Annotated in this window: 20 protein-coding genes and 4 tRNA genes; 6 read left to right on the forward strand and 18 right to left on the reverse strand. The window is 73.9% G+C overall.

From position 1 onward, the window contains the following. Positions 1-43: 43 nt before the first annotated feature. The 15 genes from ruvC to D1781_RS11265 all read right to left on the reverse strand — a co-directional run bounded on the left by ruvC (position 44) and on the right by D1781_RS11265 (position 12,681). On the reverse strand, positions 44-598 hold the full coding sequence (gene ruvC / locus D1781_RS11195; protein WP_199706563.1) for a crossover junction endodeoxyribonuclease RuvC: 555 nt from the start codon (positions 596-598) through the stop codon (positions 44-46). Positions 599-606: 8 nt separating this feature from the next. Beyond that, on the reverse strand, positions 607-1,371 hold the full coding sequence (locus D1781_RS11200) for a YebC/PmpR family DNA-binding transcriptional regulator (RefSeq protein ID WP_119482364.1): 765 nt from the start codon (positions 1,369-1,371) through the stop codon (positions 607-609). Between the two features lie 45 nt (positions 1,372-1,416). Next, positions 1,417-2,025, reverse strand: coding sequence for a hypothetical protein (locus D1781_RS11205; protein ID WP_119482365.1), 609 nt, complete (start codon positions 2,023-2,025; stop codon positions 1,417-1,419). 100 nt (positions 2,026-2,125) lie between these two features. Then, positions 2,126-2,704, reverse strand: a complete 579-nt coding sequence (gene pdxT, locus D1781_RS11210) for a pyridoxal 5'-phosphate synthase glutaminase subunit PdxT (RefSeq protein WP_325048822.1) — start codon at positions 2,702-2,704, stop codon at positions 2,126-2,128. After that, entirely contained in the window at positions 2,701-3,636 is a 936-nt protein-coding gene (pdxS, locus tag D1781_RS11215) for a pyridoxal 5'-phosphate synthase lyase subunit PdxS (protein WP_119482367.1), read from the reverse strand. Before pdxS ends, pdxT begins: the two co-directional genes overlap by 4 nt. 109 nt (positions 3,637-3,745) lie before the next feature. Beyond that, on the reverse strand, positions 3,746-4,300 hold the full coding sequence (locus tag D1781_RS11220; RefSeq protein WP_233551284.1) for an HIT family protein: 555 nt from the start codon (positions 4,298-4,300) through the stop codon (positions 3,746-3,748). Continuing rightward, positions 4,297-6,309, reverse strand: a complete 2,013-nt coding sequence (gene thrS, locus D1781_RS11225; protein WP_119483217.1) for a threonine--tRNA ligase — start codon at positions 6,307-6,309, stop codon at positions 4,297-4,299. The genes D1781_RS11220 and thrS overlap by 4 nt, the downstream gene beginning before the upstream one ends. A gap of 256 nt (positions 6,310-6,565) precedes the next feature. Beyond that, the gene (locus tag D1781_RS11230; RefSeq protein ID WP_158590075.1) at positions 6,566-7,942 is read right to left on the reverse strand and encodes an HNH endonuclease signature motif containing protein; all 1,377 of its coding nucleotides are present in this window, start codon (positions 7,940-7,942) and stop codon (positions 6,566-6,568) included. 245 nt (positions 7,943-8,187) lie between these two features. Beyond that, complete coding sequence (locus D1781_RS11235; RefSeq protein ID WP_119482369.1) at positions 8,188-8,835, reverse strand: hypothetical protein; 648 nt, start codon at positions 8,833-8,835, stop codon at positions 8,188-8,190. 19 nt (positions 8,836-8,854) lie between these two features. Beyond that, positions 8,855-10,114 carry a sulfate adenylyltransferase subunit 1 gene (locus D1781_RS11240; protein WP_119482370.1) on the reverse strand — a complete coding sequence of 420 codons (1,260 nt, stop codon included), beginning with the start codon at positions 10,112-10,114 and terminating at the stop codon, positions 8,855-8,857. Then, positions 10,114-11,022: a sulfate adenylyltransferase subunit CysD gene (cysD, locus tag D1781_RS11245; RefSeq protein WP_119482371.1), complete on the reverse strand. Its 909-nt coding sequence runs from the start codon at positions 11,020-11,022 to the stop codon at positions 10,114-10,116. The genes D1781_RS11240 and cysD overlap by 1 nt, the downstream gene beginning before the upstream one ends. Next, positions 11,019-12,212: an adenylyl-sulfate kinase gene (gene cysC, locus D1781_RS17780; RefSeq protein WP_199706565.1), complete on the reverse strand. Its 1,194-nt coding sequence runs from the start codon at positions 12,210-12,212 to the stop codon at positions 11,019-11,021. The genes cysD and cysC overlap by 4 nt, the downstream gene beginning before the upstream one ends. Before the next feature lie 186 nt (positions 12,213-12,398). Continuing rightward, positions 12,399-12,470: transfer RNA gene (locus D1781_RS11255), tRNA-Val, on the reverse strand. Positions 12,471-12,491: 21 nt separating this feature from the next. Next, positions 12,492-12,562: transfer RNA gene (locus D1781_RS11260), tRNA-Cys, on the reverse strand. Between the two features lie 47 nt (positions 12,563-12,609). Next, positions 12,610-12,681, reverse strand: a tRNA-Gly gene (locus tag D1781_RS11265). Positions 12,682-12,810: 129 nt separating this feature from the next. Between D1781_RS11265 and D1781_RS11270 the strand changes: the two genes are divergently transcribed. After that, positions 12,811-12,883 (forward strand) — tRNA-Val (locus D1781_RS11270). A gap of 187 nt (positions 12,884-13,070) precedes the next feature. Here the strand turns inward: D1781_RS11270 and D1781_RS11275 are convergent. Together D1781_RS11275 and zapE are read right to left on the reverse strand one after the other, a co-directional pair. Then, positions 13,071-14,351 carry an ammonium transporter gene (locus tag D1781_RS11275; RefSeq protein WP_233551286.1) on the reverse strand — a complete coding sequence of 427 codons (1,281 nt, stop codon included), beginning with the start codon at positions 14,349-14,351 and terminating at the stop codon, positions 13,071-13,073. A gap of 225 nt (positions 14,352-14,576) precedes the next feature. Beyond that, complete coding sequence (gene zapE / locus D1781_RS11280) at positions 14,577-15,590, reverse strand: cell division protein ZapE (protein ID WP_119482373.1); 1,014 nt, start codon at positions 15,588-15,590, stop codon at positions 14,577-14,579. A 129-nt stretch (positions 15,591-15,719) separates the two neighbouring features. Here zapE and D1781_RS11285 point away from each other — a divergent pair, with 129 nt between their 5' ends. Genes D1781_RS11285 through D1781_RS11295 form a run of 3 tightly spaced genes read left to right on the forward strand, consistent with a single transcriptional unit; the run spans position 15,720 to position 17,745 of the window. Continuing rightward, complete coding sequence (locus tag D1781_RS11285; RefSeq protein ID WP_119482374.1) at positions 15,720-16,616, forward strand: sulfurtransferase; 897 nt, start codon at positions 15,720-15,722, stop codon at positions 16,614-16,616. Then, a complete protein-coding gene (locus tag D1781_RS11290) occupies positions 16,613-17,032 on the forward strand; it encodes a SufE family protein (RefSeq protein WP_119482375.1) in 420 nt (139 codons plus the stop codon). The genes D1781_RS11285 and D1781_RS11290 overlap by 4 nt, the downstream gene beginning before the upstream one ends. A 2-nt stretch (positions 17,033-17,034) precedes the next feature. Further along, positions 17,035-17,745 (forward strand): dihydrofolate reductase family protein, encoded by a 711-nt coding sequence (locus D1781_RS11295; RefSeq protein ID WP_119482376.1) that lies wholly within the window; start codon positions 17,035-17,037, stop codon positions 17,743-17,745. On the opposite strand, the gene D1781_RS11300 is transcribed toward D1781_RS11295, so the two are convergent. Further along, on the reverse strand, positions 17,654-18,889 hold the full coding sequence (locus D1781_RS11300) for an alpha/beta hydrolase (RefSeq protein WP_119482377.1): 1,236 nt from the start codon (positions 18,887-18,889) through the stop codon (positions 17,654-17,656). The two genes, D1781_RS11295 and D1781_RS11300, sit on opposite strands and share 92 nt — an antisense overlap. Before the next feature lie 105 nt (positions 18,890-18,994). On the opposite strand from D1781_RS11300, the gene D1781_RS11305 reads away from it, so the two are divergent. Both D1781_RS11305 and D1781_RS11310 read left to right on the forward strand, forming a co-directional pair. Next, on the forward strand, positions 18,995-19,582 hold the full coding sequence (locus tag D1781_RS11305; RefSeq protein WP_119483221.1) for a DUF3000 domain-containing protein: 588 nt from the start codon (positions 18,995-18,997) through the stop codon (positions 19,580-19,582). After that, a complete protein-coding gene (locus tag D1781_RS11310; protein WP_119482378.1) occupies positions 19,575-20,816 on the forward strand; it encodes an HRDC domain-containing protein in 1,242 nt (413 codons plus the stop codon). The genes D1781_RS11305 and D1781_RS11310 overlap by 8 nt, the downstream gene beginning before the upstream one ends. Positions 20,817-20,853: the final 37 nt, after the last annotated feature.

The raw sequence follows: 20,853 nt of genomic DNA on the forward strand, positions 1-20,853 counted from the left end.
GTGTCCCCTGTTCAGAGCCAGTTTCGGGTCGACCGCGACCGGGTCAGCGGCGGCGGGCCGACGCCTCCGCCTCGCGCCACGCGCGCTGCGCGGCCGTCATCGCCCCGCCCCGCGCGGCTGCGGCGGGCGGCTGCCGCCAGGCGTGGCACACGGCGATCGCGATGGCGTCCGCGGCGTCCGCGGGCTTCGGCGCCTCGGCGAGACCGAGCAGCCGCGTCACCATCGTGGTGACCTGACGCTTGTCGGCGTTGCCGTAGCCGGTGACCGCGGCCTTCACCTCGCTCGGCGTGTGCAGCCCCACCGGCAGGCCGCGCTCGGCGGCGAGGTGGATGGCGATGCCGCTGATCTGCGCGACGCCCATCACGCTCTGCACGTTCTGCTGCGCGAACACCTGCTCGATCGCGAAGGCGTCCGGGCGGTGCTCCTCGAGCAGGCGCCGCAGCCCGCCGCCGATCCCGAGCAGCCGCAGCTCGAGCGCCTGGTCCGGCGGGGTGCGCAGCACCTCCACGTGCACGAGCCGCGCCGTGCGGTTCGGGGCGACGTCGACGACGCCGACCCCGCACCGCGTCAGTCCGGGGTCGACCCCCAGGACCCGCACGAGGGCGCTCAGTCCTCGTCGTCGAGCGCGGCGGCGACCTGGTCGGAGAAGTCGAAGTTCGCGAACACGTTCTGCACGTCGTCGCTGTCCTCGAGCGCGTCGACGAGCCGGACGATCTTCTTCGCGACCTCGACGTCGTCGATCTCGATCGTGACGCCGGGCACGAACTCGCTGTCGGCCGACTCGTAGTCGATGCCGGCGCCCTGCAGGGCCGTGCGGGCGGCGACGAGGTCGGTCGGCTCCGTCACGACCTCGAACTCCTCGCCGTGGTCCGCGACGTCCTCGACGCCCGCGTCGAGGACCGCGTCGAGCACGTCGTCCTCGGACACCCCGTCGGTCTTCGCGACGCGGATGACGCCCTTGCGGCTGAAGTTGTACGCGACCGAGCCCGGGTCGGCCATCGTGCCGCCGTTGCGGCTCATCGCCGTGCGGACCTCGGCGGCCGCGCGGTTGCGGTTGTCCGTGAGGCACTCGATCAGGAGGGCGACGCCGTTCGGCCCGTACCCCTCGTACATGATCGTGTCGTAGTTGATCGTCTCGCCGGTCAGGCCCGCGCCGCGCTTGATGGCGCGGTCGATGTTGTCGTTCGGGACCGAGGTCTTCTTGGCCTTCTGCACGGCGTCGACGAGCGTCGGGTTGCCGGAGAGGTCGGCGCCGCCCATCTTGGCGGCGACCTCGATGTTCTTGATCAGCTTCGCGAACGACTTCGCCCGCCGCTGGTCCTTGACCGCCTTCTGGTGCTTGGTGGTCGCCCACTTGGAGTGTCCGGACACGTGCGCCTCCTGCCGAAATGCCGCGACGATCCTACCGGCGGCCGATCACGCTTCCGGCAGGCGGACCCCGGAGGCCTTCAGCTCGAGGGCGGCGAGGCGCCGGACGACCTCCTGGTCGCCCCGGCGCCAGGCTCCGACGACGTCCTCGTCCACCCGGGCGACGACCCGCGCGGGGCGGGTGACGAGCGCGCGGAGGGCGAGCAGGTCGAGCGACGGCGAGGACGACGCGAGCCGGGCGACGGCCGCCCGCCGGACGGCGCCGACCAGCCGCGGCCGCACCCAGCCGACGAGCACCACGAGCACGACGAGGGCGGCGACCGTCCAGCCGACCAGCGTCGCGAGGCGCTCGACCCCCTCCTGCCAGTCCGTGCCGGCCCGGGCGAGCGTGCCGCCCGCGTCGCTGGCGCTGCCGAACGGGGCGCTGATGCCGCCGCCGATCAGGGGCACGCCGGAAAGGCGGTCGCCGATGTCGCGCATGGTCGAGGAGAAGTCGTTCCCGGACCGCGCGACGTCCCTGCCGATCCCGGTGAACGCCGCGATCGCGTCGTGGATCGCCACCGCGACGACGATCCCGGCCACGAGCACCGCGACCGCGACGACGTCCCCGAGCACCTGGTACACCCGGCGCCCGCCGAAGTCCGAGTAGAGCTTCACCGCCCCAGTGTCCCCGGACCCGGATCCGAGGCGCCCGCTCGCGCCGCCGCTCCCGCCGGTCGAGGTGCGAGCGCAGCGAGCCTCGAGATCGCTCCTGCTCCTACAGCAGCGACAGGAAGTGCTCGTGGAAGCGGGTCTCCCCCGTGATCTCCGGGTGGAAGGAGGTGCCGAGCAGGTTGCCCTGCCGCACCGCGACGACCCGGCCGTCCTCGAGCGCGGCGACGGTCTCGGCGCCGGGCCCGACGGCCTCGACGATCGGCGCGCGGATGAAGGCGGCGTGCACGGGCGGCCCGTCGAGCAGGTCGACGTCCAGATCTGTCTCGAACGAGTCGAGCTGGTTGCCGAACGCGTTCCGGCGCACCGTCACGTCGAGGCCGCCGAGCGTCTGCTGGTCCGGCAGCGCGTCGAGCACGCGGTCGCTCAGCATGATGAGCCCGGCGCAGGTGCCGTAGACCGGCATCCCGTCCGCGATCCGCTCGCGGAGCGGCTCGCGCAGCCCGAAGGCGCGCGAGAGCTTGTCCATGACCGTCGACTCCCCGCCGGGGATGACGAGGCCCTGCACCTGCTCCAGCTCGCGGGCGCGCCGGACCGGCACGGCCTCCGCCCCGAGCCCGGCGAGCACCGCGAGGTGCTCCCGGAAGTCGCCCTGGAGGGCGAGGACCCCGACCTTCGGCGTCACCAACCGCGGTCGGCGAGGCGGTGCGGCGCGGGCACGTCGGCGACGTTGATGCCGACCATCGCCTCGCCGAGCCCGCGGGACGCGTTCGCGATCTCCTCCGGGTCGTCGAAGAAGGTGGTGGCCTTCACGATCGCGGCGGCGCGCTTCGCCGGGTCGCCGGACTTGAAGATGCCGGAGCCGACGAACACGCCGTCCGCGCCGAGCTGCATCATCATCGCCGCGTCGGCGGGCGTCGCGACGCCGCCGGCGGTGAAGAGCACGACGGGGAGCTTGCCGAGGCGCGCGACCTCCGCGACCAGCTCGTACGGGGCCTGCAGCTCCTTGGCCGCGACGTACAGCTCGTCGGGGCTCTTCGCCTTGAGGGCGTTGATCTCGCCCTTGATGGTGCGGATGTGCTTCGTCGCCTCGGAGACGTCGCCGGTGCCGGCCTCGCCCTTCGAGCGGATCATCGCCGCGCCCTCGGTGATGCGGCGGAGCGCCTCGCCGAGGTTGGTGGCCCCGCAGACGAACGGCGCGGTGAACTTCCACTTGTCGATGTGGTTGACGTAGTCGGCGGGCGAGAGCACCTCGGACTCGTCGATGTAGTCGACGCCGAGGTGCTGCAGCACCTGCGCCTCGACGAAGTGGCCGATGCGGGCCTTCGCCATCACCGGGATCGAGACGGCGTCGACGATGCCGGCGATGAGGTCCGGGTCGCTCATGCGGGCGACGCCGCCCTGCGCACGGATGTCTGCGGGGACGCGCTCGAGCGCCATCACGGCGACGGCGCCGGCGTCCTCGGCGATCTTCGCCTGCTCGACGGTGACGACGTCCATGATCACGCCGCCCTTGAGCATCTCGGCGAGGCCGCGCTTGACGCGGGCGGTGCCGGTGCCGGGCCCGGAGGAGTCGGCGCTGCCGGAGGCGGTGGACGGGGCGAGGGTGTCGGTCATCTCGGGTTCCTGATCAGCGGTCGAAGTCGAACTTCAAGCGTACTGCGGGGTGCAACCGCCCGCGGCTCGCGCGCCTTCCTGCGACGCGCCGGTGCACGCGATCGGGGCGTCAGGCGGGCCAGGCGTCGTGGAGGGAGCGCCAGGTGTCGCCGAGCAGCACCGGCAGCGCCTTCGTCGACCCGATGATCGGGAAGAAGTTCGCGTCCGCCGCCCAGCGCGGCACGACGTGCTGGTGGAGGTGCGCGGCGACGCCGGCGCCCGCGATGACGCCCTGGTTCATGCCGATGTTGAAGCCGTCGCAGCGGGAGTCCTCGCGCAGCACGCGCATCGCGGTCTGCGTCAGCTCGGCGATCTCCGTCGTCTCCTCCGGCGTCGCCTCGTCGTACAGCGGCACGTGCCGGTACGGGCACACGAGCAGGTGGCCGGAGTTGTACGGGAACAGGTTGAGCAGCACGTAGGCGTGCTCGCCCCGGTGGACGATCAGCGCCTCCTCGTCGGTGCGCTTCGGCGCCTCGCAGAACGGGCAGGACCCGTCCGGTGACGAGCCCGCGTTCGGGCCCGTGTGGTTCGACGAGATGTAGGCCATGCGGTGCGGGACCCACAGGCGCTGATAGGCGTCCGGGATCCCGACCGCGGCGTCGACGGCCTCCGGCGCGTCGGTCACACCGCGCCCGCTGCCGCCGCGCCCGCGCCGCCCGCGGGCTCGAGGTCGTCGGCGGTGCCGACCTGCAGCTTCTGCGCGATCGCGCCGGTGATGAGGCCGATCGCCTCCTCGACGGGCACGCCGTTGCGGGTGGTGCCGTCGCGGAAGCGGAAGCTGATCGCGCCCGCGTCCCGGTCCTTCTCCCCCGCGATGAGCAGGAACGGCACGTGCTCGAGCGTGTGCGTGCGGATCTTCTTCTGCATCCGGTCGTCGGACGCGTCGAGCTCGACGCGCACGCCCGCGGCGCGGAGGCGGTCCAGCACGCCCGACAGGTAGTCCGCGTACTCGTCGGCGACGGGGATGCCGACGACCTGGACCGGCGACAGCCAGACGGGGAACGCGCCCGCGTAGTGCTCGAGCAGGATCGCGAAGAAGCGCTCGACGGACCCGAACAGCGCCCGGTGGATCATGACCGGCCGCTGCTTCGTGCCGTCCGCCGCCGTGTACTCGAGGCCGAACCGGTTCGGCTGGTCGAAGTCGAGCTGCACGGTCGACAGCTGCCACGTCCGCCCGATCGCGTCGCGCGCCTGGACGGAGATCTTCGGGCCGTAGAACGCGGCGCCGCCCGGGTCGGGCACGAGCTCGAGGCCCGTCTCGGCCGCGACCTCCGCGAGCGTCGCGGTCGCGGTCTCCCAGATCTCGTCGTTGCCGGCGAACTTGGGGCTGTCGTCGCGGGTGGAGAGCTCGAGGTAGAAGTCGTCGAGTCCGTAGTCGCGCAGCAGGTCGAAGACGAAGTTCAGGGTGCGGGTGAGCTCCTCCTTCACCTGGTCCTGCGCGACGTAGAGGTGCGCGTCGTCCTGCGTCATGCCGCGCACGCGGGTGAGGCCGGCGAGGGTGCCCGACTTCTCGTAGCGGTACACCGAGCCGAACTCGAAGAGCCGCAGCGGCAGCTCGCGGTAGCTGCGCCCGCGCGAGCGGTAGATCAGGTTGTGCATCGGGCAGTTCATGGGCTTCAGGTAGTAGTCCTGGCCCTGCCGGGTGACGTCGCCCTCCGCGTTGACCTCCTCGTCGAGGTGCATCGGCGGGAACATCCCGTCGGCGAACCACTGGAGGTGGCCGGAGGTCTGGAAGAGGTTCGCCTTCGTGATGTGCGGCGACCACACGAACGAGTACCCGCCGACCTCGTGGCGCTCGCGGGAGTAGTCCTCCATCTGCCGGCGGATGACGCCGCCCTTGGGGTGGAAGACGGCGAGGCCGGAGCCGATCTCGTCCGGGAAGCTGAACAGGTCGAGCTCCGCGCCGAGCTTGCGGTGGTCGCGCTTGGCGGCCTCCTCCACGCGGTGCTGGTACTCGCGCAGCTCGTCCTTCGACGGCCACGCGGTGCCGTAGATGCGCTGCAGCTGCGGGTTCTTCTCGGAGCCGCGCCAGTAGGCGGCGGCGACGCGGGTGAGCGCCCAGCCGTTCTTGATGACGCCGGTGTTCGGCAGGTGCGGGCCGCGGCAGAGGTCCTGCCAGATCACCTCGCCGGTCTGCCGGTCGACGTTCGCGTACACGGTGAGGTCCCCGGCGCCGACCTCGACGGCCTCGTCGGAGGACTCCGCGGCGCCGCCCTTCAGCCCGATGAGCTCGAGCTTGTAGGGCTCGGCGGCGAACAGCTCGCGCGCCTCCTCCTCGGTGACGACGCGGCGCTCGAAGCGCTGGCCGGCGCGCTGGATGCGCTCCATCTCCTTCGAGAGGGCCTTGAGGTCCTCCGGGGTGAAGGGCGAGGCGACGTCGAAGTCGTAGTAGAAGCCGTCGGTGACGGGCGGGCCGATGCCGAGCCGTGCCTCCGGGTTGATCCGCTGCACCGCCTGCGCGAGCACGTGCGCGGTCGAGTGCCGGAGGATCGACAGGCCGTCGGGCGACCCGATCGTCACCGGCTCGGCGTGCGCGCCCGCCGGGATCGGGCGGTCGAGGTCCCAGAGCGCGCCGTCGACGCGGGCGGCGACGACCTCGCGGTCCTCGCCGAAGAGCGTGCGCCCCGTCGTCACCTGCACGCCTTCGCCGGGCTGCGGGACGGTGGGATCGGTGGCGCTCACGGCGGCGTTCCTCCTGAGGATCGGACGGGCTCTCAGCCTACGGTCCACCCGCAGACCCCTCCGAACGCCCGCCCTGCCGGTCGGAATCGCCCCGCCCGCGAGGTGGTTTCGGCACGGGCGCGGAGCGCCCGGCTCAACCACCGTGCTCCCCGCTGGTCGAGGTGCGAGCGCAGCGAGCCGCGAGGCCACCCCGCAGGATCGAGCTCGGTCAGGCCGACAGGTTCACCGGTGGCACAGGCCCGCCCGGCCTGCGCCTGCCGCGTGGATCGACATGGGGCGGTGGGGTCCACCACCATCGCCCGTCCTCCCGGGTCACCTGCCATCCGTGCTCGTCGTGCAATCGGTGGCACCGCCAGCAGAGCAGGATCCCGTTCTCGATCGAGGTCGATCCGTACCCGGCAGGATCGATGTGGGCGGCGTCGCACCAGGAGAGCGGGGCGTCGCAGTTCGGGCCCGCGCAGCCCTGATCGCGGACGGCCATCGCGCGGCGCTGGGCCTCGGAGAAGAACCGACGTGCGGTCCCGAGGTCGAGGGGCTGGCTGTCACCGCCGAGCACGATCGGAATGATCTCCGCCTCAGCCGCGAGCATCCGCGCGGTGGCGGCCGAGATGGTCTCCATGCAGCCCGGCAGCAGCGCGTGGCCGACGCCGGTGCGCAGTGCCTCCTCGCTGATGGTCACGAGCATGGTCACCGCGGTGCCGGCGACGTGTCCGTCGTCGATCTTGAGGACCTTCTTCGCGATCCGCTGCACCCCGTCGACCCGCCTCTTGTTCAACGGACGGAGGTCCTTGTCGTCGAGCTTCGGAGCATCGTCAAGGACGAGCTGGAACCGCCGCTGCGACGTGTTGGCGTCGAGGGCGGTCTCGAAGAAGCCCGCTGTCAGCGGGTCGAGGTCGAGCACCCACCGGGTGAGACCGTTGTCGAGCTTGCGCTTCGACACGGTCGCCTGACCCGCGAGCTCGCCATCTTTCGGGCCGTTCCCTTCCGGGTGCGCGTAGGCGGGCACGAGGCGGAAGTGCTCGAGGAGTTCATCGGCGGTGTACCCCTCCTGCGTGCGCTCGACCAGCTGCCGCTCCAGCCCCTCCAGCTCGAGCTGGGTCAGGCCGTTCTCGACCTTCTTCAACGACCGCACGAGCGCGGCCGCGACCGACACGTCGAGGCAGCCGCCGTTCAGTGCTGCCGCGACGTGCGCCCGCTTGGCGGGCAGCGGCGTCCCGTCGATCGCCTCGCGCGGACGGACCGCTGTCGCGAGGGCCGTGATCGTGCCGGCCTCCTCGCGCGGGACGCCCGCGACCTGAGCGAGCAGCGCGGCGGGGCTCGCGGCACCCATGGTTCTTGCGAGGTTCGACTCGTCGCGGATCACGCTGCGCCGCGCGATCTCGCCCGCGAGCTTCGTCCGCTCCGCCGCCAGGAGCCGGATCGCGCGGCTCGCCGCGGCGGTCGCTTCCAGCAGCTCCCGATCGGACAGCAGCCGCACCGGACCGTCTGACGACGCGTCGTCGAAGCGGCCGCTCTCGGACACGCGATCGAACCCGCGGACGTACGCGTCGACCTGCTCCAGCAGGGCCTCCGCGTTCCGGTTCACGCCCGTATTCGACCACGCGGCACCGACACCGCATACCCGCTCGGGCCAGGGCTTTTCCGTTGAGCGGAACAGCGTGTCCTGATGCGGTGGCATCGGACGAATGCGGTGGAAACGGACCGACTTGCTCCGGATTCCTGCCGCTTCACCGGCGCCGGAGCGGCACGAATCCGGAGCAACTTCGAGGCGGTGGTCTCGAGGCTCGCGGCGCTCGCACCTCGACCAGCGGGGGCGGGGCGCGTGACGGGTCAGCGGAGGCGGTCGAGCAGGCGGCGCCACCGCGAGCGCCGGCGCGGTGTCACGGGCACCGCGATCGGCACCGCGTCGCCGCGGACCGCGGCCTCGAGGGCCGGCAGGTCGACGGTCGCGATGAGCCGCAGGCGCTCCCGCAGCCGGTCCTCGTCCTCGACCTGCGCGATCGGGTCGCCGGTCATGGCGCGGGTGAGCGCGGCGTCGACCTCCTCCTGCGCGTCCGCCCTGGCGGCCTCGAGCAGGGCGGCGACCTGCCCGGGGTCGTTCTCCCAGCTCAGGAGCCGCCGCGCGACGAGGCGGTAGACCCGGCGCCGCCGGTCGAGGTTGTCGGCGTCGGGCGCGCGGTAGTCGTGCTCGTGCACGGCGCTGCCGCCCGTCGCGCGGGCGACCGAGCCCTCCTGCTCCATCCGGCGCGCGGACACCTCCGCCTCGAGCCGCAGGCCGCCGAGGACGAGGCGCACCTCGTCCGCCCACGCCTCCGGGTCGATCGAGCCCTGCGCGGTCACCGTGTCGACGATGATCCGGTTCTTCACCCGCATGCGCGTCGCGTACTCCGCGAGCAGCAGGCCCTCGTCGGCCTCCTCCTCGATCGCCCGACGGACGCGGATCGGGCCGGTGACGTCGTCCGGGATGCGCTCGGCCATGGCTCCTCCCCTCACGGCATCAGGTGCCGTGCGAACCGGTCAGGAGCCCCGCGCCCACCGTCCGATTCGTCGCCTCGTCCACCAGGATGAACGATCCCGTCGTGCGGTTCTCCTGGTAGGGGTCGACGAACAGCGGGGACGTGGTCCGGAGGCGCACCCGCCCGATGTCGTTCATCGCGAGCGCGGAGGCGCCGGGATCGCGGTGGAGCGTCTCGACGTCGAGCCGGTACGCCACCTCCACCGCCTTCGCGCGCACCCACCGGGTCGTGTGCTTCAGGGCGTACACGCGGCCCTCGGTCAGCGAGGAGCCCGCGTCGAGCCAGCAGACCTGCGCGTCGAGGTCCTGCGTCGCGGTCGGCGCGTTGCCCGGGCGGCAGACCAGGTCGCCGCGCCCGACGTCGAGCTCGTCCGCCAGCCGCACCACGACCGCCATCGGCGGGTACGCCTCCTCGACGGGCCCCTCCGGCCCCTCGATCGCGGCGACCGTCGTCTCGAAGCCGCTCGGCAGCACCGCGACCCGGTCCCTCGGGCGGAGCACGCCCGACGCGACCGTGCCGGCGAGGCCCCGCGACGCGGAGCCGCCGGGCTGCGGCCGGATCACGGTCTGCACGGGGAACCGCAGGTCGACCAGGTTGCGGTCGGACGCGACGTGGAGGCGCTCGAGGTGCCCGAGGAGGGTGCCGCCGTCGTACCAGCCGAGGTGCTCGCCCCGCTCGACGACGCCGTCCCCGTGCAGGGCGGAGACGGGGATGAAGGCCAGGTCGTGCACCCGGAGGCGGGCGGCGAAGTCCGCGAACTCGTGCCGCACCGCCTCGAAGACGTCGCGGCTCCAGCCGACGAGGTCCATCTTGTTGACGACGAGCACGAGGTGCGGCACCCCGAGCAGGCTCGCGAGGAAGGCGTGGCGGCGGGTCTGCTCCGTCACGCCGCGCCGGGCGTCGACGAGGATCAGCGCGACGTCGGCGGTCGACGCGGCGGTGACCGCGTTCCGCGTGTACTGCACGTGCCCGGGCGCGTCGGCGAGCAGGAACCGCCGCTCGGGCGTCGAGAACGAGCGGTACGCGACGTCGATCGTGATGCCCTGCTCGCGCTCGGCCCGCAGGCCGTCCGTCAGCAGCGCGAGGTCCACGCGGTCGTCGCCGCGCTCGCGGCTGATCCGCTCGACGGTGGCGAGCTGGTCGTCGAGCAGGGACCGGGAGTCGTGGAGCAGGCGCCCCACGAGGGTGCTCTTCCCGTCGTCGACGCTGCCCGCGGTCGTGACGCGCACGAGGTCCGGCATCAGAAGTAGCCCTCCCGCTTCCGGTCCTCCATGGCGGTCTCGCTGCCGCGGTCGTCGCCCCGCGTCGCGCCGCGCTCGGTCACCCGCGCGGTCTCGAGCTCGGCCACGACCTCGGCGACGTCGCGGGCCCGCGACTCGACGGCCGCGGTGATGTCGGCGTCCCCCATCGTGCGGTAGCGGACCGACCGCGTGCCGCTGGTCTCGCCATCTCGGAGCGGGACGGACGCGCCGACGGCCCACAGCATGCCGTCGCGCTCCACCACCTCGCGCTCCGCCGCGAAGTAGAGCGGCGGCACCGCGATCCCCTCGGCGGCGATGTAGCGCCAGACGTCGAGCTCGGTCCAGTTCGAGAGCGGGAAGACGCGGAGGGACTCCCCCGGCCGGACCCGGGTGTTGAAGAGCGACCAGAGCTCCGGCCGCTGGTCCTTCGGGTCCCACTGGCCGAACTCGTCCCGGAAGGAGACGATCCGCTCCTTCGCGCGCGACTTCTCCTCGTCCCGGCGCGCTCCCCCGAACAGCGCGTCGAAGCCGTGCTCCGCGGCGGCGGCGAGCAGCACGGGCGTCTGGATCCGGTTCCGGGACCCGCCCGGCTCGTCGTGCACGAGCCCGCGCTCGATCGCCTCCGGCACGGACGCCACCACGAGGCGGAGCCCGTTCGCCGCGACCCACCGGTCGCGGAAGGCGAGCACCTCCGGGAAGTTGCGGCCGGTGTCGACGTGCAGCAGGGGGAACGGGACCGAGCCGGGCGCGAACGCCTTCCGCGCGAGGTGGGAGAGGACGATCGAGTCCTTGCCCCCGGAGAAGAGCAGGCAGGGCCGCCGCGCCTCCGCCGCGACCTCGCGGAGGACGCCGATGCTCTCCGCCTCGAGCGCGCGCAGCGTCGAGAGGGTGTAGCGCCCGCCGGTCATCGGCGCACCGCCGCGAGGGCGGCGACCACCGCGTCCGCGGCCTCGTCGACCGCGGCGACGGCCGCGTCCACGGTCACGTCGGCGTCGAGGGGCGCCTCGTACGGCGAGGACACGCCCGTGAAGTCCGGCAGGCGGCCCTCGCGGGCGGCGGCGTAGAGCCCCTTCCGGTCGCGCGCCTCGCAGACCGCCAGCGGCGTGGCGACGTGGACCAGCAGGAAGCGGGCGCCCGCCGCCTCCGCCCGGCGCCGCGCCTGCGCCCGGCCCGCGGCGAACGGCGCGATGGGCGCCGCGATCGCCGTGCCGCCGACGCGTGCGATCTCGGCCGCGACCCAGGCGATGCGGGCGACGTTGCGCGCGCGGTCCTCGGCGTCGAAGCCGAGACCGGCGGACAGCACCTGCCGCACCTCGTCGCCGTCGAGGACGCTGACGAGGTCGCCCTGCTCGAGCAGCCGTGCGGCGACGGCGCGGGCGATCGTGGACTTGCCCGCGCCGGAGAGCCCCGTGAACAGCACGACCGCGCCGCCGGCGGCGGTGCCGCGGTGGAACGGCAGGACCTCGGCCGGCAGCAGGGCGCGGGCGGCCCCCGCCGCGTCCGCCTCGAGCGAGGCGAGCACGCGGTGCTCCTCGCTCTCGCCGAGCACCACGACCTCCGCGGCGCCGAGGACGCCCGTGAGCCAGCGCGCGATCGCGTCGGCGCCGTCGAGCTCCGGAGGCAGCGGCAGGCGCGCGGTCCGCGCGGCGAGCGACCACGGCAGCGCCGCGACGAGCGCCCTCCGGCCGGTCCGCTCGGCCCAGGCGGTCGCGGCCGCGCGCACGGCGCCGAGCAGCGGCCCGGCCGCGGGCGCCGTGCGGTCGCGGCCGGTCAGCGCGATCCAGGCGACCGCGTCGCCGGGCAGGCCGTCCGCGACGGCGATCTGAGACCGGGAGGGCAGCGCGTCGAAGACCACCGCGGAGGACGCCCCGCGCAGCGCGGGATCCGCGAGCGGCAGCACGCCGTCCGTCGGGAGGTCGGGCCGCGGCGCGATCGGCCGCAGCGCGGTCACCGCGCCGTCGGCTGCGAGCTCGGCGACCGGGGTGCGTTCCGCGTCCTGCAGCACCGCGGCGAGCCCGGCGGCGAGGGCCGGACCTCCCACGGCGAGGTGCAGCTCGACGAGATCGAGGTCGGCGCCCGCCAGGGCGATCTCCGTCACGGACTCCTCCTCCGCCGCCGGGGCGTCCGACGTCCGGGTCGAGGTCGGGCTGCGCGTGCCGGCACGGCAACGCAACACGATCCGGTCGCCGCCCGCGTCCTCGACGCGCCGAGCGGCGCGGAAGACGGGTCGGGCCGAACGGGCCCGGACATGCGAGAAGCCCCGGGCGACCAGGGCTTCTTCTCGTGGGCGATACTGGGTTCGAACCAGTGACCTCTTCCGTGTCAGGGAAGCGCGCTACCACTGCGCCAATCGCCCGAGCGAGGCGGAGCCTCGTCGAGGTGGGGACGGGATTCGAACCCGCGTACACGGCTTTGCAGGCCGTTGCCTCGCCTCTCGGCCACCCCACCGTCGTGGGTGGACCGTTCGGCCCGCCGGGGTCCGGCTGGTCCCACCGAGCGGATGACGAGATTCGAACTCGCGACCCTCACCTTGGCAAGGTGATGCGCTACCACTGCGCCACATCCGCATCGCCCCTCGCGGGGCGTCCACGACTGTAGCCGATCCCGGGACGTGGTGCGAACCGGCGACACGCCCCGGGCACGTCGCCCCGCAGCTTTCGAGTCGGCGCTGCGGCTGTGGCAGGATGGGACGCCGCGGGCGATTGGCGCAGTTGGTAGCGCGCTTCGTTCACACCGAAGAGGTCGTCAGTTCGAGTCTGGCATCGCCCACCGCACGAAGGCCCTGCTCCCGTGGAGCAGGGCCTTCTCCCGTTCCGGGGCGGTGATCTCGACGCTCGCCGGTCTCCCTCCCCCGCTGGTCGAGGTGCGAGCGGAGCGAGCCTCGAGACCACGCGCCCGGGGACGCGGAAGGCCCGCTCCGCGGGTGCGGAGCGGGCCCTCGTGCGGAGGCGGAGCGTCAGCTGCGGACGATCTCCGCGTCCTCGAACACGTAGCTCTCCTCGCCGTGCACCGTGGTGTCGACGCCGGCGACCTCGTCCTCGCTGTTCACGCGGAAGCCGATCGTCTTCTGGATGATCCAGCCGATCGCGGCGGCGCTGAAGAACGAGAACACGGTCACCGCGGCGGCGCCCACGAACTGCTGGCCGAGCGAGGCCGGGCCGAAGCCGAAGAACAGGCCGCGGCCGTTGCCGAAGAGGCCGATGAACAGCGTGCCGATCCAGCCGCCGACGAAGTGGATGCCCACGACGTCGAGCGAGTCGTCGAAGCCGAGGCGCCACTTCAGGTCGATCGCCAGGGCGCAGACCGCACCGGTGACGAGGCCGAGGACCATGCCCCAGCCCGGCGCCAGGATGTTGCACGCGGGGGTGATCGCGACGAGGCCCGCGACCGCGCCGGAGGCGGCGCCGATCGAGGTCGGCTTGCCGTCCTTCAGCTTCTCCACGATCAGCCAGCCGAGCGTGGCCGCGGCGGGCGCCGCGAGCGTGTTGATCCAGGCGAGGGCGGCGATGCCGTCCACGGCGGCCTCGGAGCCGGCGTTGAAGCCGAACCAGCCGAACCACAGCAGCGCGGCGCCGAGCAGCGTCAGCGGCACGTTGTGCGGCTTGACCATGCCCTTCGCGAAGCCGACGCGGCGGCCGAGCACGATGGCGAGCGCGAGGCCCGCGGCGCCGGCGTTGATGTGCACCGCGGTGCCGCCCGCGAAGTCGTTCACGCCGAGCAGGTGGACGATCCAGCCGCCGTCCGTCGTGGTGCCGTCCTTGCCGAGGGTGAAGTTGAACACCCAGCTCGCGACGGGGAAGTAGACGAGCGTGACCCAGACGCCCGCGAAGACCATCCACGCGCCGAACTTGGCGCGGTCCGCGATGGCGCCGGAGATCAGCGCGACGGTGATGATCGCGAAGGTCGCCTGGAAGCCGGCGAACGCGAGCGCGTTCAGGTCCGGGCCGCCGTCCGACGCGGTCAGCTGCGGGATCATCAGGAAGTTCGTGAACGGGTTGCCGATCACGTGCGGGATGACCCAGTCGCTGCCCGAGGTGAACGAGAACGAGTAGCCGTACAGCACCCAGAGGACGGCGACGAGGGCGATGGCGCCGAAGCTCATCATCATCATGCTGATGACGCTCTTCGCCTTGACCATGCCGCCGTAGAAGAACGCCACACCGGGCGTCATCAGCAGGACGAGGGCTGCGGCGACCATCAGCCACAGCGAGTTCAAGTTGGTGGTGAGTTGCTCCATAGGAGAGCCGGGGACCTCTCTGTGCGTGCGGGAGGGAGGTTCCCGTGCCCGTTCCGCGGTGTGCCGGCCGAACCTGTTCCGCGCATGCACGGGAAGCCGATCAGAGTGTGGAGGGTCGACGTTTCACCGCCCGACGCGCCGTGTTTCCCGCCGGTTACGAAATGGGCCCCGGTGTGAACGTCGTGTTACGGCGCCCTCCGGAGGCGCCCTGAACGGCCCTCGAGGTCAGGCGGCGCCCGCGTGCGTCATCGCCACGAGGCGCGAGATCGCCCGCAGGTACTTCTTCCGGTAGCCGCCGGCGAGCATGTCCTCGCCGAACACCCGGTCGAGCGGCGTCCCGCCCGCGACGATGCGCACCTGCGCGTCGTAGAGGCGGTCGACGAGCGCGACGAAGCGCAGCGCCTCCGTCTGCCCGGGCAGCGGCGCCACGTCGAGCAGCCCCGCGGTGCGCAGCCCGTCGACGAGGCCGACGTAGCGCGCGGGGTGCACGGAGGAGAGGTGCTCGACGAGCGCGCCGAACTCGTCGACCGTGGTGCCCGGCTCCTCCGACAGGGCCAGGACGGCGTCGTCCCCGGCGACGAGCGCGGACTCGGCGGCGTCGCGGCGCCGGTAGTCGAGCCCGCCGATGCGGACGGTGGTGAACCGGTCGGAGAGCCCCTGGATCTCGCGGAGGAAGTCCGCGGCGGCGAAGCGCCCCTCCCCCAGGGCGTTCGGCGGCGTGTTCGAGGTCGCGCCGATCCGGGTGCCGCCCTGCACGAGCTCGCCGAGCAGCCGCGACATGAGCATCGTGTCGCCCGGGTCGTCCAGCTCGAACTCGTCGATCGCGATGAGGGTCGCGCCGGACAGCAGGCGCACCGCCTCCGCGTAGCCGAGCGCGCCGACGAGAGCCGTGTACTCGATGAAGGTGCCGAAGTACTTGCGGCCGGGCGCCAGGTGCCAGAGCGCCGCGAGCAGGTGCGTCTTGCCGACGCCGAACCCGCCGTCGAGGTAGAGGCCGGGCCGCTCGGGCGGCTTCGGCCCGCGGCGGAACAGGCCGCCGGTCCGGGGGCCCCAGCCGGCCGCGAAGACGCGGACCGACTCCACGGCCTCCGCCTGCGACGGGTGCTCCGGATCGGGCCGGTAGTTCTCGAGGCGCGCCTCCGCGAACTGCCGCGGCGGCACCAGCGAGGCGGCCATCCGGGCGGGGTCGACCTGCGGCACGAGGTCCGCGAGGCGCCGGTGGGCGGTCACGAGCGCCATGCGGCGTCACAGAAGCGGGCTCGCGGCACGGTCGTCACTCCTCGTGCATAGGGTCGGGACGTGCCGCTTCCACGGCGCAGGCAGCGTAGCGCCGGCGTCCCGAGCGGCCGGCGAGCACGAGGAGGACCCATGGCAGACGACGACGGCGCGCGCTTCGCGGAGTACGCCCACCCGGAACGGCTCGTGTCGACCGACTGGCTGGCCGAGCACCTCGGCGACGAGGGCCTCGTCGTCATCGAGTCCGACGAGGACGTGCTGCTGTACGAGACCGGCCACATCCCCGGCGCGGTCAAGGTCGACTGGCACACGGACCTCAACGACCCGGTGACCCGCGACTACGTCGACGGCGAGTCGTTCGCCGCGCTCTTCGGCCGGCTCGGCATCGGCCGCGACGACACGCTGGTCGTCTACGGCGACAAGAGCAACTGGTGGGCCGCCTACGCGCTCTGGGTCTTCACGCTCTTCGGCCACCGCGACGTGCGCCTCCTCGACGGCGGCCGGGCGAAGTGGATCGCGGAGGAGCGCCCGCTCACCCGCGACGCGACCGAGCGCCCCGCCACGGACTACCCGGTCGTCGAGCGCGACGACAGCGGCGTGCGCGCCTTCCGCGAGGACGTGCTCGAGCACTTCGGCTCGCCGCTCATCGACGTGCGCAGCCCCCTCGAGTACAGCGGCGAGCGCACGACCGCGCCCGAGTACCCGGAGGAGTCCGCGCTGCGCGCCGGCCACATCCCGACGGCGCAGAACGTGCCGTGGGCGAAGGCGGCGGCCGAGGACGGCACGTTCAAGGGCCGCGCCGACCTCGAGGCGATCTACCAGGACGGCGCGGGGCTCGCTCCGGGCGACGACGTGATCGCCTACTGCCGGATCGGCGAGCGCTCCAGCCACACCTGGTTCGTGCTGACCCACCTGCTCGGCTACGAGAAGGTGCGCAACTACGACGGCTCGTGGACCGAGTGGGGCAGCTCCGTGCGGGTCCCGATCGTCAGGGGCGAGCAGCCGGGCGGGGTACCGTCTCGGGCGTGAGCACCCCCGCAGGCCTCGAGGCCATCCGCGAGGAGTTCCTCGCCGTCGAGCCCCGCGACCGGCTCCTGCTGCTGCTCGAGTTCGCCGACGACCTGCCGCCGCTCCCGGAGCGGTACGGGGACGCGCCGGAGCTGCTCGAGCGCGTGCCGGAGTGCCAGGCGCCCGTCTTCGTGAAGGCGGAGGTCGCGGACGACGGCGTGCACGTGCACGCGACGGCGCCGGCGGAGGCGCCGACGACGCGCGGGTTCGCCTCCGTGCTCGCGCACGGGCTCGAAGGCCTCAGCCGCGAGGAGGCGCTCGCGGTGCCGGACGACTTCCCCGACACCCTGGGGCTGACCGCCGCGGTGTCGCCGCTGCGCCTGCGCGGGATGAGCGGCATGCTCGCCCGCATCAAGCGTCAGCTGCGCGAGGCGTAGGCGTGCCCGTCGTCGACGCGCTCCTCCCGGCGCCGACCGAGCGGGTCGACCTCGACCGCGAGGCGCTGCGCGCCTGGCTCGACGAGCGGTACGGCCTGGAGGGCGACGCGTGGGTCCGGGTGAACCTGGTGACCGCGCTCGGCGGGCAGACGACCGCCTCCGACGGCACCTCGGACGGGCTGACCGGCGGGATCGACCGGCTGCTGCTCGCCGTGCTGCGGCGCAGCGCCGACGTCGTGCTCGTGGGCGCGGGCACGCTGCGTGCAGAGCGCCTCGGCATGCCGCGGACCGCGGCCCTCGCCGTCGCGACGCGGCGGGGCGACCTCGACCCCGCGATCCTCCCGGAGCCGTCCGCCGACGGACGTCGCGCGCTCGTGGTGTGCCCGCACCGGGTGGCGCCCGCGCTGCGGGACCGCCTCGGCGACCGCGGCAGGGTGCTCGCCGTGAACGGCGACCCGAGCACGACGCCGGCGCTGCTCGTCGAGGCGCTCGCCTCGGAGGGGCTGCACCGGGTCGTCTGCGAGGGCGGGGCGGAGCTCGCGGGCCGGCTGGTCACCGCGGGGGTCGTCGACGAGCTCGACCTGACCTCGGCGCCGCTGCTCGCGGGCGGCGGTCCGTCGCTCAGAGCGCTGGGCGGGGCCTGGTCGCTCGTCGGCCTGCTGCACGACGAGACGGATCGGCTGTACGCGCGCTGGCGGGCTCCGGAGCGCTGAGCCGCTCGAGGCGGGGCCGGTCCCCGTCGAGCCAGGCGGCGAGCGCCCCCTCCCACCGGTCGGGGTCGAGGTTCCAGAGCCGGGTGTGCCGGGCGCCGACGAACGGCACGAGCCGCACGAGGTCGGGCCGGGCGGCCGCGAACCGGTGCGCGACCTCGGGCGGCGCGACGCCGTCGTCCTCGCTCTGCAGCACGAGCACCGGCACGGCCAGGTCCGCCGGGTCCGCGGCCTCCCCCGGCCGCACGTCGAGCCCGTCCGCGCCGAGCAGCCGGCCCATCGGACCGGTGAGCAGCGAGAGGGCGCCGCGGGCGACCGGCTCGGGCACGCCCTCCCCGCGGGCGAGCAGCGCGCGGGCGCCGTCGAGCACCGGCGAGTCGAGCACGACGCCCGTGATCACCTCCCGCACCCGCGAGCGCTGCGCCGTCGCGAGCACGATCGAGGCCCCGGAGGACCAGCCGACGAGCAGCACCTCGTTCGCGCCGGCTTCGAGCGCGTGGAGGATGGCCGACTCGACGTCGACCCACTCCGCGTCGGTCACCGCGTACCGGGCCGAGTCGCCGACCGGCGCCTCGCCGTCGCCGCGGTAGGCGGGCACGAGCACCGTCCGCCCCGCGGCGAGCAGCGCCGGCACGGCGCGGAGCGCCTCCTGCCGGACCGAGGACCGGCCGTGCACGAGCACCGCCCAGCGCGAGCCGTCGCCGCCGGGGACCACCCAGGCGGGCACGGCGCCCTGCGTCGTCTGCACGCGCTCCGAGCGGTACGGGACGCCGAACGACTCCGGGCTCAGCCACATCCACCCGTTGAAGCGGCCCTCCCGCGCCTCGGTGAGGTCGCCCGCGTCCACGCCGAGCAGCTCGCGCAGCACCCCGTCGTCGTCGACGCCGAGCACCGCGCCGACCCGCGCGTGCCCGCGGCCCTCCGCGAACCAGAAGCTGTACCGGCCGGGCAGCAGCGCGTCCCGGGTCGGCGCGAACCGGATCGTGCCCCCGGCGAGGTCCACGCCGAGCACCGCGGTCGCGCGCTGCTTCCTCGGCGACGCCATGCGGCGCGCCGTCCTGGCGGTGAGCGCCCCGGTGACGAGCGCGCCCGCGGCGAGCACCGCCGCCGCCGCGACCCCGCGGGCGGGGTCGACGCGTGCCGCCATCGCCCCTCCCGCCTCCGGACCCGTCAGCGCATCGTATTGGTGCGGAGTCCGGCCGTGCGCCGCGTGCCGACGGGCCTCGCGGGAGGGCCGTCGTACACTCCCCCCGTGCCCGGACCGAGCGGAACGTCGGCGCCGTTCGAGCAGGCGCGGGCCTCCGTCGCGGGCGCGCGGCTCCGGAACGACCTCGTCGTGACCGAGATCCCCTCGCCCACCCGCGTCGCGCCGTTCTCGCTCGCCCTCGCGGGCGACGTCCGCCAACGGATCCACGGCGAGGACTCCGAGCTCGGCACCGGCCGCTTCATCCTCCTCCACGACCCCGCGGGTCAGGAGGCGTGGGACGGCGACTTCCGCGTGGTCTGCTTCGCGCAGGCGCCGCTCGAGACCGACATCGGCACCGACCCGTTCCTCGCGGAGGTGACCTGGTCGTGGCTCACCGACGCGCTCGAGGTGCGCGGCGCCGAGTACACGGCCGCGTCCGGCACGGCCACCACGATCGTCTCCTCCGGCTTCGGCGAGCTGGCCGACCAGGGCACCGGCGCGAAGGTCGAGCTGCGCGCCTCCTGGACGCCGACCGACCTCGACCTCGGCAAGCATGTGGAAGGGTGGGGCGAGTTGCTGTGCATGCTCGCCGGCCTCCCGCCGGCGGCAGAGGGAGTGAGTGTGCTGTCCGCACGACGAGCAGGGCGTGACTGACGCCGCCGAGGGGCCCACGCTGCCGGACGCGAAGCCGGCCGAGCCGGTCCGGGTCGTCGACGACCCCGAAGGCTACGCGGACGCCGTGCGCCGCATCGCCGCCGGGACCGGTCCCATCGCCGTCGATGCGGAGCGCGCCAGCGGCTTCCGCTATTCGCAGCGCGCCTACCTGATCCAGCTCTTCCGCCGCGGCTCCGGCACGGTGCTGCTCGACCCGATCGCGTTCGACGACCTGTCCGAGCTCGCCGACGCGATGCGCGACGCCGAGTGGGTGCTGCACGCGGCGAGCCAGGACCTCCCCTGCCTCCGCGAGGTCGGCCTCGAGCCGGAGCGGATCTTCGACACGGAGCTCGGCGCGCGGCTCCTCGGCTTCGAGCGGGTCGGTCTCGGCGCGGTCGTCGAGCGCCTCCTCGGCCTCCACCTCGCCAAGGAGCACTCCGCCGCCGACTGGTCGACGCGGCCGCTGCCCACGCCCTGGCTCGTCTACGCCGCGCTCGACGTCGAGCTGCTGCTCGACGTCCGCGACGCGGAGGAGGAGCTGCTCGCGGCGGCCGGCAAGGCCGAGATCGCCGAGCAGGAGTTCGAGGCGGTCCGCACGAAGGAGGCGCGGCCCGCTCCCGCCGAGCCCTGGCGCCGCCTCTCCGGGCTGCACACCGTGCGCGGGGCCCGGAACCTCGCGGTCGCCCGCGCGCTCTGGCAGGCGCGGGACGCCTACGCGCGCGAGATCGACTCGGCCCCGGGTCGCCTCGTGCCGGACGCGTCGCTCGTCGCCGCGTCGAAGACGCCGCCCGCCAGCAAGCGGGAGCTCGCCGCGATGCGCAGCTTCAGCGGCCGCGCGAGCCGGTCGGAGATCGACCGCTGGTGGTCCGCCGTGGAGGCCGGGCTCGCGAGCGCCGACCTGCCCGCGACGCGCGTGCCGTCGGAGGCGCTGCCGCCGCCCCGGGCATGGGCGGACCGCAACCCGGAGGCGGATCGGCGGCTGAAGGCCGCGCGCCCGGCGGTCGCGGCCATCGCCGAGACCATGTCGCTGCCGGCCGAGAACCTCCTCCCGCCCGAGGCGCTGCGGCGCACCGCGTGGGAGCCGCCGGAGTCGTTCGACGCGCGCTCGATCGGCGACGCGCTCGCCGCGCACGGCGCCAGGCCCTGGCAGATCGTGGCGACGGCACAAGCGATCGGCGAAGCCTTTGTGGCAGCCGCACAAGAGGTCCCGGATCCCGCAGGATCGCCCTCGTAGGTGTCCTGCAGCCGATTCGGCCGCGCCGCGGCCGGAC

The organism is Amnibacterium setariae (assembly GCF_003581425.1).
GTDB classification, from domain to species: domain Bacteria; phylum Actinomycetota; class Actinomycetes; order Actinomycetales; family Microbacteriaceae; genus Amnibacterium; species Amnibacterium setariae.